Annotated in this window: 12 protein-coding genes; 4 read left to right on the forward strand and 8 right to left on the reverse strand. The window is 41.9% G+C overall.

Annotated features, from left to right (window positions below; all coding sequences use genetic code 11):
- Positions 1-82 precede the first annotated feature (82 nt).
- From MKX52_RS17915 to MKX52_RS17925, 3 genes are all read right to left on the reverse strand, one after another.
- Entirely contained in the window at positions 83-1,027 is a 945-nt protein-coding gene (locus MKX52_RS17915; RefSeq protein ID WP_342491167.1) for a sugar-binding transcriptional regulator, read from the reverse strand.
- 60 nt (positions 1,028-1,087) lie between these two features.
- Positions 1,088-1,963, reverse strand: a complete 876-nt coding sequence (locus tag MKX52_RS17920; RefSeq protein ID WP_342491168.1) for an aldose 1-epimerase family protein — start codon at positions 1,961-1,963, stop codon at positions 1,088-1,090.
- Between the two features lie 117 nt (positions 1,964-2,080).
- Positions 2,081-2,542, reverse strand: coding sequence for a stage III sporulation protein AH (locus MKX52_RS17925; RefSeq protein ID WP_342491169.1), 462 nt, complete (start codon positions 2,540-2,542; stop codon positions 2,081-2,083).
- 257 nt (positions 2,543-2,799) lie between these two features.
- Here MKX52_RS17925 and MKX52_RS17930 point away from each other — a divergent pair, with 257 nt between their 5' ends.
- Positions 2,800-4,623: an acyltransferase family protein gene (locus MKX52_RS17930; protein WP_342491170.1), complete on the forward strand. Its 1,824-nt coding sequence runs from the start codon at positions 2,800-2,802 to the stop codon at positions 4,621-4,623.
- 138 nt (positions 4,624-4,761) lie between these two features.
- Here MKX52_RS17930 and MKX52_RS17935 read toward each other — a convergent pair whose 3' ends face one another.
- The 3 genes from MKX52_RS17935 to MKX52_RS17945 all read right to left on the reverse strand — a co-directional run bounded on the left by MKX52_RS17935 (position 4,762) and on the right by MKX52_RS17945 (position 8,079).
- On the reverse strand, positions 4,762-6,033 hold the full coding sequence (locus MKX52_RS17935; RefSeq protein ID WP_342491171.1) for an MFS transporter: 1,272 nt from the start codon (positions 6,031-6,033) through the stop codon (positions 4,762-4,764).
- Positions 6,034-6,277: 244 nt separating this feature from the next.
- Positions 6,278-7,375, reverse strand: coding sequence for a saccharopine dehydrogenase (locus MKX52_RS17940; RefSeq protein WP_342491172.1), 1,098 nt, complete (start codon positions 7,373-7,375; stop codon positions 6,278-6,280).
- A complete protein-coding gene (locus MKX52_RS17945) occupies positions 7,372-8,079 on the reverse strand; it encodes a class I SAM-dependent methyltransferase (RefSeq protein WP_342491173.1) in 708 nt (235 codons plus the stop codon). Before MKX52_RS17945 ends, MKX52_RS17940 begins: the two co-directional genes overlap by 4 nt.
- A gap of 129 nt (positions 8,080-8,208) precedes the next feature.
- On the opposite strand from MKX52_RS17945, the gene MKX52_RS17950 reads away from it, so the two are divergent.
- On the forward strand, positions 8,209-9,216 hold the full coding sequence (locus tag MKX52_RS17950; protein ID WP_144469374.1) for a helix-turn-helix transcriptional regulator: 1,008 nt from the start codon (positions 8,209-8,211) through the stop codon (positions 9,214-9,216).
- A gap of 37 nt (positions 9,217-9,253) precedes the next feature.
- Here the strand turns inward: MKX52_RS17950 and yidA are convergent, their stop codons facing one another.
- Positions 9,254-10,066 (reverse strand): sugar-phosphatase, encoded by an 813-nt coding sequence (yidA, locus tag MKX52_RS17955; RefSeq protein ID WP_012011789.1) that lies wholly within the window; start codon positions 10,064-10,066, stop codon positions 9,254-9,256.
- Between the two features lie 309 nt (positions 10,067-10,375).
- Between yidA and MKX52_RS17960 the strand changes: the two genes are divergently transcribed.
- Together MKX52_RS17960 and MKX52_RS17965 are read left to right on the forward strand one after the other, a co-directional pair.
- Positions 10,376-10,735, forward strand: coding sequence for a MerR family transcriptional regulator (locus MKX52_RS17960; protein ID WP_012011790.1), 360 nt, complete (start codon positions 10,376-10,378; stop codon positions 10,733-10,735).
- Positions 10,736-10,877: 142 nt separating this feature from the next.
- Positions 10,878-11,861: a Gfo/Idh/MocA family oxidoreductase gene (locus MKX52_RS17965; protein WP_342491174.1), complete on the forward strand. Its 984-nt coding sequence runs from the start codon at positions 10,878-10,880 to the stop codon at positions 11,859-11,861.
- Between the two features lie 40 nt (positions 11,862-11,901).
- On the opposite strand, the gene MKX52_RS17970 is transcribed toward MKX52_RS17965, so the two are convergent.
- Entirely contained in the window at positions 11,902-13,416 is a 1,515-nt protein-coding gene (locus MKX52_RS17970) for a PAS domain-containing protein (RefSeq protein WP_342491175.1), read from the reverse strand.
- Positions 13,417-13,496 lie beyond the last annotated feature (80 nt).

Below are 13,496 nucleotides of genomic sequence, written 5' to 3' on the forward strand. Positions count from 1 at the left end.
CTTACACTTCCTTTTAATTATGATACTTTCATCATATATGACCGATGAACAATTGTAAACATAGTTATGAAATTTTGTTCAACTATTTTGTGACATTTATAAGAGCCTTTGCTGTATGCTGATCAATAATCAAGACGTTCGCATATTTTCCTCTTAGTGCCCCGTGGATAGAAGCTACCTTGCGATGTCCGCCAGCAACAAGAATAGAACGTTCTTTTGTCCTTAAATCATCAAGCTCCACGCCAATCGTACGGTTGTTAATCGCTTCACTGCAAATTTTTCCTTCTTGATCATAAAAGCGCGAGCAGATGTCTCCGACGCTGGATGCTTTGAGCAATGCTTTTTCTTCTTCGCGGAAGTAACCAAGTCTAAACAAAAGGGCTTCATCTCTTACCGTTCCAACAGTGAACACAGCAATATTCGCCTGTTTGCCCATTTCAATGATGCGCTGAATATGTCTGTCCTGTTCAACCATCTCTTTGACGGCAGCACTATCAAATACAACAGGAAGCGGCAAATAGCGCGGTGCTGTTTGAAAGGCCTCTGCAAACAGCTGGATGGTTTCCGCAGAATATGTATTCACATGGGAGTGGCTAATCCCACCCTTCAGCTGGACAACCTCTACACCTTTGACCTGTTTAGGTTGCATCTTTTGAGCAATTTGATACATAGTGGTTCCCCAGCTCACACCAACGATATCACCGTCTTTTACTGTGCTTTGCAAGTACTCAGCACCAAATTGGCTCAAGTATTCGGTGATCGTTGGATAATCATCTTTGGGCGAAAACACCACATGAGCTTCGAGCAGGTCATATTTTTCCTTGAGCAATGAGGACAACTCATTCAAATCTTCAAACGGGTCCATTACCGTTATCTGGACGTACCCCTTCTCCTTCGCATATTGAAGCAGCCGAGATACAGTTGGTCTCGACAGGTCGAGCTGTTTGGCAATTTCCTGCTGGCTGTAATCCGATAAATAATATAGCCTTGCCGCTTCAATACTCAGTTGTTGTTTCTCCCGATCCATTCGTACGCCTCCTTTTTTCTTCTATCATAACAAATTGTTCAACTCATCATGCACAAATGTTCATTTGAAGAAAATCGTATAGGCGGCTTGGAACGTCTCATTCTTCCCTAAAGTTTGAATACCGAACTTTTCCTTGTATTGTCCATTCGTCCCTTCAACATCGGCAATACCGTACCAAGGCTCAATACAAACAAAAGGAGCCATTGTGCCTTTTTCTTGATCATAAGGTGACCAAATGCCAACGAACGGAAAACCAGTGAGATCAACCTCAACCCCGTGACCTGCCTGAGACGTCAATGACACTCGATTGATATGACGAAAGACCATCGCATCATGCTGAAAAAGCTCTGGTCGAAGCTGAATCGGTTCAAGCTGAATCCCTTTTTCTTTCTCCCTGATAAGTGAATTTTTCAGTTCATATTGGACAGGAAGATGCTCAGTAGAAGGCGTCAATGTCAGGGTATAATCCGCTGTACGTTCTCCTTCAACAAGCGGGACTCGAAAAGCGGGGTGACCTCCAATAGAGAAATACATCTTGTCATCTCCGGCATAATCAATTTCCCAGGAAATCGTCAGACCATTTTCTAATAGCTCGTACCGGATACGGGCAGTAAATTCATAAGGATACTGCTTGATATGACGACCTTTTGATTCATATTGAAAAGTCACTGTATGTTTCGTTTCTTCATGTACATCAAAATCAACATCACGCAAGAATCCATGTTGCGTGAGCTCATAGGTTTGACCATCTATCTTGTATTGGTCATTCTTTAATCGCCCAACAATCGGGAATAAGACAGGCGACACCCTGCCCCAGTATGCAGGATCGCCAGACCACATATATTGACGTCCACTTTCCTTGTGAAGCACCTCTCTGACCTCGGCACCTCTCTCATTGATCTGAATCAATAACTGATTATTTTCAAGTCTTCTCATTTCACACATCCCCTTTCCATCTTCTTTTATTATGACAGGGATTTTGGTTTTGAGTATAAAAGAGTTATTTATAATAAAAAAGACTTCTCCCTTCTAGGGGAAAGCCTTTAAAATAACTTATTCATCATCTTCTTGTATAGTCCATTTAAGACCTTTGATTTGTTTTAAACTCTCAATTTCTTCTTCGTTTTCAGGAAAAATATAGCTCTCCTCTTCATGTGAGCTTGAAACCATCCACTCTTTTCCATTTTTGAAGAATGATAAATCCTCCAGTAAATTAGGGTGAACCCACCCGTATAGAGAGTTCGAAAGTTCTTTTAACAAATTTTTTGTGTGTTCATTGGCATAATAATAATAAACATAAGCTGTTTGACCATCTCCTAGAATCGTAGTAGCCCACTCAGACTCTTCCTTCATTTCTTTAAGAGATGGTGAAAGTTTATTTAGAATTTCACGATAATCATCAAAATCAGCTAAATCTTTTCTAAAAACTAATTGGAATTCATCACATACTTCACAACATAAATCGATGAGCGCATTGTATTCCTTGTTTTTTGGTTGACGATTTAAAACAAACATCAAAACCCTCCTGTATCTGAACGCCTACTAAGTTTTACGTAACTTATGTGCCCCAGTATCTCTCAATTGATGAATTCAATAACTTCCATTTTATATTGATGTAATAATATAATAAAGTGATATATTTTTCCGTTTATCTTAAAATTTTATAAAAAAACTCAAACTAAATGCTATGGATACACGTCTATTATATATACTATCTATTAATTTTCTTAATTTAAGTAAAGATGCTTTTCATTAATGGGGGATTCATTTTCATGAACAGCAAGGAGAATCGTTTACGTTATATATTAGGATTAGATGGGCTAAGAGCCATTGCTGTATTGGCGGTCATTGCTTATCACTTACATATTGGACCTGCGAGCGGCGGGTTTCTTGGCGTTGATTTGTTTTTTGTGATTTCTGGTTACTTGATTACGACGATCTTGTTACATAAACAGGATTTAGGCTATCAAGAGCTTTTGCCATTTTGGATGGGCCGAATCAGAAGGCTTCTTCCAGCTGCTTACGTGATGATTTTCTTAACCGTCAGCTGGTGTGCGATTGCGGGTTCGAATGCACTTTTGTCCATTCGTGGCGATGCCTTATCGTCCTTTTTTTATGTCAGTAACTGGTGGTACATTTTCCATCAGCTGTCTTATTTTGATAGCTTCAATGCTGTATCTCCACTGAAAAATTTATGGTCTTTGGCGATTGAAGAGCAATTTTATATCATTTGGCCAGTACTATTGATTGCAGGGCTAAAATGGGTAAAAAATAGATCCCATCTGCCAATGATCACCTTTGGCCTTGCACTTGTCTCCGCCTTATGGATGGCGATTCTTTATTCACCAGATACGGACCCAAGCAGGGTTTATTATGGAACAGATACTCGTGCATTTGCGCTTCTGATTGGGTGCAGCCTAGCATTTGTATGGCCCATGCAAAGACTGTCCAGCAAAAAGCTACTTCCTGTTGGCAGGCGTATTTTACATATCGCTGGTTTTGGATCGTTTGCAGTTTTTCTTCTATGTGTTTATGCAGTGGACGAATTTGACGGCTTTCTCTATCAAGGCGGCATGCTTTTATTCTGTCTGAATGCAGCCATTTTAATTGCATGCATCTGCCACCCTGCAAGCCTACTAGGAAAATGGCTCTCCTATCAGCCACTCGTCTGGCTTGGAAAGCGTTCTTATGGTATTTACCTGTGGCATTATCCCATCATCGTGCTGACCACCCCTATCATTGAAATTGGACAGCCTTCTATAGGACGTGTTGCATTGCAGATCATTGCCATTTTACTCATTGCAGAGGCTTCTTACCGCTTCATCGAGCAACCGATTCGCCGGCTTGGCTTCAAACAATATTTTGCCTCTTGGTCTATTTGGAAAAAGGGATACAAACAATGGTCTACGTCTCATAAAGTGTTCATTGGAATCACTGCGGCTCTTATCATTTTATTTACCATTGGCATGTCCAGCTCATCTCATACGTCTCCACATGCCAAGGAAGTGACACAAATTAAGACGGCACCGAAAAAAACAGGCGACTCTACGGAAGCGAAAACGAAGAAAAAGAAAGAAAAACACGAGAAGAAAGCAGCAGATCAGAAGCAGTTTCACCAAATTCTTGCTATTGGTGATTCCGTCATGCTAGACATAGCGCCAAATCTTGAAAAGACATATGCACAAATCACTATCGATGCAAAGGTTGGCAGACAAATGAACGAAGCCGTCAGCCTCGCTCCTCAGTATGCTTCATTTAATCAATCTGATGCCGCTGTTATTATTGAGCTTGGCACGAATGGCTATTTTACTGAGGGCACATTGACAGCATTCATTCAGCAATTTTCAAAGGCGCATATTTTCCTTGTGAACACAAGAGTCCCAAGGTCTTGGGAAAATGATGTGAATGCAGTCATTCAGCGAGTGGCCGATCAACATGCCAATGTGACCCTGGTCGATTGGCATTCAGCCGCTACCGGACAGCCATCTTATTTTCAGCCTGATGGTGTTCACCTTTCAACTAAAGGCTCTGACACATTGACACAGCTCATTACAGCGAGTATCAAGAAAAAAGGAGATGTGTCATCTTCATCATAAGAGGACTAGCATCCTGTGAAGCAATTTGTGCAATTGCTCTACTAATAATAGAAAATTAAAAAAGACATGCTTTCCCATGATTAGGGGCATGTCTTTTTTTGTGATGGATTGCAGGAGCATCTGCAGCTCGGAGCTTCATTATGTTTTACTTTTAAAAGACCAAACTATGACAGGTATGAGAATTAACGATAAAATTCCTCCGCTTAAAGATAATGCAGCATAACTCGTATTCGCAACGATCATTCCTGAAAGAGCGCCGCCAGAAGCACCTGCTAACGCAACAAAAACATCGAGTGTTCCTTGGGTTTTTGCCCGGGTTGATGGTTCTGTAGAATCAACTATTTGAGCAGTACCACTAATTAAACCAAAGTTCCATCCCAATCCAAGTAAAGAAAGAGCAATGATTAATAGAATCATTGAATCACTTGGTGCGAATGCTGCTAATAAACCAGCAAGTAACAATGTGATGCCCGACGCTATGCTCATAGCTGTTCGTCCTAGTTTATCTACAAGTACACCCGTGATAGGTGAAGGAAGATACATCGCACCTATATGAAAACCAATCACAATGCCCACTTCGGCTAATCCATGACCATGATGCTGCATATGCACCGGTGTCATAGTCATGAGTGCAACCATGACGATTTGAGTTAAGATCATAACCGTGGCACCTACTGTAAGCCCTTTTCTATCTATTTTTTGATCAGCAGAATCTCGTTGATTTCCATGCCCATGCTCTGCTTTGTAAATTGCTATTTTTTGAGCAATGACTAGCGGATCAGGACGCAGCAGAATAAAAAGGACAAGACCTGCTACAATAAATGCTGCTGCTGATAAAATAAAGGGACCCGCAAGTGCTGGAACACCAATTGATACTGCTAATTCCCCCATCATTTCAACTAAATTCGGACCTGCTACTGCTCCAAATGTTGTCATGACCATTGTCATACTAATTGCAGTTGCACGTTGTTTAGAATTCGCTAAGTCAGTCCCAGCATAACGAGCTTGTAAATTTGTAGCTGTTCCTGCGCCGTAAATGAAGAGCGATGCAAATAGTAAAATGACACTATTCATCATAGCTGCAATCACTACACCAATTGCTCCTAGCCCTCCAGCAACAAAACCTGCAGATAAACCGATACGCCGTCCATAACGTTGCGAAAGCTTTCCTACAATAAAAGCTGACCCAGCTGACCCCAAAGTAAATAAAGCGATTGGGACTCCTGCATAGGCTTCAGTTCCAAGCATTTGTTGAGCTAAAAGTGCACCTACCGTAATTCCTGCGGCTATACCAGCCCCTCCAAATATTTGCGATAGACTGACAACGAACAATACTCGTTTAAATAATTTTTTCAATTTTTGGGGTGAATCTATATAATTCTTCATTACACCTTGTTCTGTATCTAACACTTGTAAACACCCACTTGAGATTTATTTGCAAAATGTAACCATTATATCAGTTCAGCCTTTCAGCCTACAATCCTCGATTCGAATCTTTTTCACTCTCGGCCATTTACATTGAGGACAACTTGTTTTTCAAGGAGAACATGAATAAAGCTGCCACATGACTGATCTATTCTTTTGAACTGACGCATATCTTAGAGTGAAGATGTTTTCATCTCGTTACCCAGACTAGCAACCTGCTAGTCTTCTTTTATGCCGTTAAAAGGCTGGCTTTCAGCGCTAACACACGCTTTTCCTTCGTTTTTTGATCCACCAACGCAAAATTACCATTTTCATACGCTAATGAAAATAATTGTTCGATATGAAACACACCTGTCTCAAACCTCCTGCTCAATAAATGCAGTGCTGCAGCAGAGGCGACTTGAGCTGTGGCTTGAGACTCATCATGCCCTTTTATTCCAAGCGCTGCTTGATGAATCTTGTTCCTTTCCATTCCTGTCGCCTCCACTTTCACTGCATATTGATCTGTTCCCATTTGAGCCGATTGAATCATGGAAATGGCTCTTTCCTTAATTTTCGGAACAGTGAGAAGTGACGTCATTCCAAGGCTCCTTGTGAAGGCAAATGCCCGAGTTGCCACGCGAGAATCAAAACAAAGCCTTGTCGTCACAGAAGGCACGCTGAGCGTCGAAGGCAATGTCTGCTGATCCGAGAAAGGGAATTGATAGGCTTGCCTCTTTCCAAGTTTCACCCCAAAATCTATACGCTTGCCTCCAGTAAAGCTTTTGACTCTTTTACGTTGATGATGCTCAGTATGCACATAGTCAGTATGGACATTCTCAAGCGTCCATTCAATGGCGGCTTTCCCATGCTGATCACCCAATCCAAGCATAATCCCTATATCTATTTGATCCACTGTTGAGAGCATAGATGATGCTTTCGCTGCCAATAAATTCGTAAGGCCAGGCGCAAGCCCGACACTGAGTAAAGCCGTTGCACCGATGTGCTGCTGATCCAGCTTTGCCACCTGTTCCATGTACGCTCCTTTTGCAGAGATATCTATATAATCAATACCTGACCGGAGAACTGTTTCAGCAAATGACGGGTCTTCTTGATCAAGGCACATAATTACCAGCCTTGTTTGATCCATCCAGTCCGAAAATAACGGCTCACTCACATCTAATTGATAGGGAAGAACCTTCCCTTTTGTCTGGCGTGAAAACTTCACTGCCTTCTCATAGCTTCTGCCTGCCGCAACAATTTGCCCGGGGTACACTTCGCTTAGCTGAAGACATATTTGTTGTCCAACATGTCCATAGCCGCCTATCACCATCACCTGTGTTCTCATTTCTCATCCGCCTCTCTACGACCTCGCTTGCAAACAAGACCTTTGATCATTCCTGCCTGAAAGTAAGGTCTGATGTCTTTAAATCCTGCTTTGATTAAATGTTCTTTTATTTCTTCCTCGGGAACAGGGTGTGTCGTGTGTCCCAGCCTGTTTTTAAAGGACGTAAACACATCTTTTTCTAAGCCTTGCCGCTGCATGAACAGAGAAAGCATGTGAAGCTCCTGTTGAAATGCATGGGACTTCATCTCGCCCTGTATAAATGCCAACATAAACGGCGCATCTGGTTGAAGTCTACGGGCAACCTCCTCTAAAAAGAGCTGACGCTTTTCTATAAAATGAATAACAAGCAAGCTCACCGCTGCATCGTAAACAGGATCAGCTGAAACCGTATCTAATGAGGCCTCATGCCATGTGACACGCGCCTCCTTTTCTAGCTGTGCCACCCGCTGTTTCGCCATGTCCAGCATAGAAGGAGACGGATCGACCCCTGTGATGTGCCAATCTCCTTTTCTTTGTAACATGTTGATGATCTCTTCGCCCCCACCCGCTCCAACAGTCAAGATGCGGGAAGCCGCTCCCTTTAATTCAGTTTCTAATACGTCTATTGTCAACTCATGCAATAGCTGATAACCGGGTACTTTATAGGCAATCGTCGCTGCATATGACTCAGCCACGGGATCGTGCCAATGCTGGTTTTCTTTCATGTCCTTCTCCTCCAATTCCTTTCCGCTTTACATCGTTTCCTGTACACTAACGATATGACATCTTTATTGTAAAAAGAGACAACAGAAAACACGATCCCTAAAAGTGGGGATTTTTGAGGAGGAGATCCTGTGACCAATCCAGCCACTCATTTTCAGCAGCTGAGACAACACATTCGGGACGAACTTGCTGCCGTCCTTGATTTTGATGCAGCCTGTATCACGACCATTGATCCAGCCACTCTCCTCTCGACAGGTTCCTTCACAGATGAACCGATTGAAGACATTCATAACCAGCTGTTTCAAAATGAGTTTTTAAAAAGGGACGTACATCAGCATGAAACGCTAGCCAAAGGCCCCGTTCATGCTGCGAGCCTAGTCCAAAGCGGAGAATACCTTAGTAGTGAGCGCTACCAAGACATTTTGTTACCTAATGGATGGTCTGATGAATTGCGGGCAGCTCTTGTGATCCAAGGGGAATGCTGGGGCATTGCCAGCCTCTATCGTCTAAAGGACAAGGAACCTTTTCAAGAAAAAGAGATCCAAGCGGTCATCGAACAAACGCCAAGACTTGCAGCCAAGCTAAGAGATGAACTTTTCAAGAAAAGAGATACGGAAGAAGACGCGGCGGCGGAGCAACAAGGCTTCCTCATTCTTTCGCACGATTACAACCTTCTTTATGGAAATGAGACAGGTCTTCATTGGCTTCAGACGTTTCAAGCCTTTGAACAAATCCATGACAAAACGATCATGCCACGCCCGTTTAGAGCATTAGGGGCAAAACTTTTATACGGAGGTATTGAGCAAACCGCAGCAAGCATGACGAGATTGCCTACGGGGTTGTTCCTCTCTCTTCAAGCATTTCGGTTAGCACAGGCAGCAGGTCAGGAAGAGGCTGTCATGATTCACATCAAGAGAGCTCAAACCCATGATATTCTTCCTTATGCGGCAAAAACGTACAAGCTGACAGAAAGAGAGATGAACGTCCTCGACTGCTTATTAAAAGGACAGTCTACAAAGGAAATTGCCAGTACTTTATTTATTTCAACCCATACCGTCCATGATCATGTGAAGGCGATGCTGCAAAAGACAAATTTGAGCAGCAGACGGATGCTTGTTTACTTTTTCTCTCACATATAAAAAAGCGGCTACCTTAGTGGTAGACCGCTCTTTTGGTTTATTTTCCTAAAACTAATTCATGCAGGATATGGGCAACTCCGGCTTCATTATTGGATTTTGTCACAACATCTGCTACTGCTTTGACATCATCAATGGCATTTCCCATGGCAACGCCGCAGCCTGCAAATTCAAGCATCGATACGTCGTTTCCATTGTCACCAATGGCCATGACCTCTTCACGAGCAATCCCCAGCTCTTTCGCTAGAAGCTTCACGGCATTCCCTTTGCTGACTTCAGGATGCAGGATTTCAAGGAAGAAATCTGTGCTTTTCACCATCATGTACTTTTCTTTCACTTCAGATGGAATGGCTTGTATCGTCTTTTCCAACCGTTCTGGCTGATCAATATACATCATCTTCGGTAATCTCATTGAAGGATCTGCCTCTTCAACAGGTAAATATTTAAGCGGCAGCTTTGTTAAATAGGATTCAAGTACTGTGTACTCACTGATATCTCGGTTCGGTGTGTACAAATGAGCCGAATCGAAATAATGCATCGGTGTATCGAGCTCACGGCTCAGCTTATATAAAGAAGTTAAATCCTCATAGGATAACGTCAGTTCTGACACCACTTCATTTGTGTGACTGTTTTGGACAAGCGCCCCATTGTAGGCAATCACATAATCTCCCTCTTGATTGAGCTGAAGATCATCTAAATAGCGATGCACTCCGCCAATCGGCCGTCCTGTACATAATACGATTTTAACTCCCTCTGCTTTCGCCTGTTGAATGGCTTCAAACACCTCATCCGGCACCATATGTTGATCATTTAATAACGTACCATCCATATCAATTGCAACTAATTTATACATTTACTGGTCCCCTTTTCTCAGCAAAACTTGTGCTGCACTATTTTGAGCCATCATCTAGATGATGACAGATTATATCATTACTATTTACCTATTTTAGCCTATCGTTTTTTCATCACGCTGTCTACTTGTTCTCACCTGTAACAAAATTGTCAAATGCCTTCTCTATTATATCGTATTCTATTCATCCTGCTGTAAATAGGGTTTCTGCCCTATTCCAACGGGAAAATGAAAACAAAAGTTCACCACTGAATATTTTGAAACTAGCAATTCTAATTGTATGATGGATAGCAAAGAAAGGAGGTGCAGGGAATGATTACGTTTACTAGAGGTAAATTGTCAAAAATGTCTGGTGTGCATATTGAAACCATTCGTTTTTATGAAAATGAGGGTGTGCTCCCCGAACCAAAGAGAGCACATAACGGCTATCGTTTATATGATAAAAAATATGTACTCATGCTATCCTTTATCACAGAAGCAAGAAAACTAGATTTCTCACTCAAAGAAATTCGCGAAATTATCAAATCGTTATTTGAAAAACAATCAAAGACAGAAGCTGAACAGCTGCTCGAACAAAAAGTGGAGGATATTCAACACTCCATTCATGAGTTAAAGAAGAGGAAAGCTGCCATTCAATTGTTAACAAAACAAACATTAGCGAACATCAGCTAATTGTAAGGGCTGCCAAAGATGTGCCAGTGTTTGCCACTGGCCCCCCTCTCCGCCCAGGTGCCAAGTGCGCGTGCGATTCAAACATCAGTTATACTAGAGACAGCTTTACTTGATATCAAACGAGTGGAAGGGGTTTTGTAGAATGAACATTGCAACCATTGGAACAGGTGTGATTGTGGAAAGCTTCTTGCAAGCGATTGAACAGCTTGACGGCGCTTCTTGTCATGCCGTCTATTCAAGAAAGGAAGCAACGGCAAAGAAGCTCGCAGACAAATTTGGTGTAAAAACGACTTATACAAATTTAACGGCTATGCTAGAAGATCCAAACATTGAAGCCGTTTATATTGCATCACCGAATCGATTACATAGCGAGCATGCCACGGCTGCATTAAGAAAAGGAAAACATGTGATTTGCGAAAAGCCTTTCACCTCTAATGTCAAAGAGCTGGAAGCCTTAATCGCTCTCGCAAAGGAAAAGCAGCTTCTTCTATTTGAAGCCATTACGACCGTTCATATGCCAAACTATCATTTCATCAAAAAACACCTTCATCAGCTAGGTAAAATCAAACTGGTTCAATGCAACTATAGTCAATATTCAAGCAAATATAATCAGCTGCTAGCCGGCGAAACGCCAAATGTCTTTAACCCTGAATTCTCAGGAGGAGCATTGATGGATATTAATATCTATAATGTCCATTTCATCATGAATCTCTTCGGATCACCGGAGCAGGTTCGCTACCAAGCAAACCGTCACCCAAATGGCATAGATACGTCTGGTGTTTTGACTTTCACCTACAATGATTTCATTGCAACAAGTGTCGGAAGTAAGGATACAAACAGCATGAATTTTGCATTGATTCAAGGGGAAAAAGGCTTCATTCATGTGAAAAACGGTGCGAATGGCTGCGAGGAAGTGCTGCTCCATGTGAATGATCAGGTGATCTCACTCAATGCACAAACAAATTCAAACCGCCTATTTTATGAAGCAGAGGCTTTTCAGCACATCATTGAAACAAAAAATCATGAACAGTGCTATGCATGGCTTGATGAAAGTCTCTCCGTCATGAAAGTCCTTGATGCTGCAAGAAAAGATGCAGGTATTGTTTTTCCAGCAGATCAATTGTAATAAAAAAACCGCCTTCTGATATGAGGGCGGTTCTTAATGATTAAATACTCTTCGAATAGGCAACAAGGCGCTGAGACATGTGGTTCACTTCATCGACTGCAGCATTCACTTGCTCTGTTAAAGCAGCCTGTGTTTGTGTAAGAGCTGTCATATTCGAGATATTATCAAGAATTTCATCAATTTGTGTTTTCATATCCGTTAAACTAGATTCGATATTTTCCGTTGCATTGGCACTATGAAGCGCCAGTTTACGTACTTCATCTGCAACGACTGAGAATCCTCTTCCTTGTTCACCAGCTCTTGCTGCCTCAATCGCAGCATTTAGACCAAGCAGGTTCGTTTGGTTCGCTACTTCTTTGATCAAGTCAGAAATATTTTTCGTCTCATCTGCACTATTTTTTGCTAGATTGGCAGCAGATGTTGACTGCTCTTGTGCAACAGCAAGCTCTTGCGCTTGATTTGTTACAGAGCTGATTCCTGATACCATCTCACTGATTGAACTTGAAAGCTGTTCTACTTGTGACGCCATTTCATTCGCTGTTTTCTCTTTGTTTTTTTCTAACGTGATGTCACGAATGGTACCAGCGACACGAAGAGGAACACCTTTTTCATCACGAATGGTTTCACCACCAGCATGATACCAGCGATACTCGCCATTTTTGCTCTGCAATCTGTAATCAATATCAAATGGCGTGCGTCCAGAGTGATCATTCAAATGATCTGCAAAAGCTTGAAGAGCCTTTTCTTGATCCTCAGGATGCAGGCGGTCGCTCCAGCTGCTTAATACGTTCGGGAAATCCTTTTCGTCCGTAAAACCAAGCGTTTTTCTGAACTGCGGAGACCACCAGAACTCGTTATTCGGATTGACTGGATCGCCAGCCTCTACGACCATGTCCCAAGGAGCTTCCACAAGCGCACGGTTGATCAAGTCATATCTCGTCACGAATGCTTGTAGTTCTTCTTCTTTCAATTTCTGATCATGAATATCAAAAAGAGCTCCCGCCACACGAAGAGGGACACCATTTCGATCACGAATGGTTGTGCCAGTTGCTTTGAACCAGCGATAATTTCCATTTTTCAACTTCAAGCGATATTCGATATCATATGGTGTACGTCCCGAATGATCCAATAAATGCGTAGAAAATGCATTTAAGGTATATTCTTGTTCATCCGGATGAATTCGAGATGCCCAGCTGTCTAAAACATTTGGAAAATCGTGCTCGTTTTGAAAGCCTAGCATCTTACGGAAATCATCCGTCCATGTGAATTCATTTTTTGGATTGACCGGATCTCCAGCGATCACGACCATATCCCATAAACCAACTTGAATAGCTTTTGTCACCAAATTCATCCGCATTTGAATATTTTCATTTGCTTCCTGCATCTTTTCCAAAGCTTCATTTATTTGGGCTACTGCTTCAATCGTTTGACTTGAAGAGAATGCAGCAGTATCTATTCTTGCTGAAAGGTCTCCCTTCTCAATTCGTTCTACTAATCGACTACTCTCATTTAAAAGGGTTCCCGACGATGAATCATTTCCTTTTCTCATAAACATCTTTCATAACTCCTTTCATTCTTTCATGCTTTTTGAAATATTTTACAGTTATAAACAATTCTTTATTAGGACTTTAGTAA

The sequence above is a fragment of the Bacillus sp. FSL R5-0422 genome, from assembly GCF_038610765.1.
GTDB lineage: Bacteria > Bacillota > Bacilli > Bacillales > Bacillaceae > Bacillus > Bacillus pumilus_O.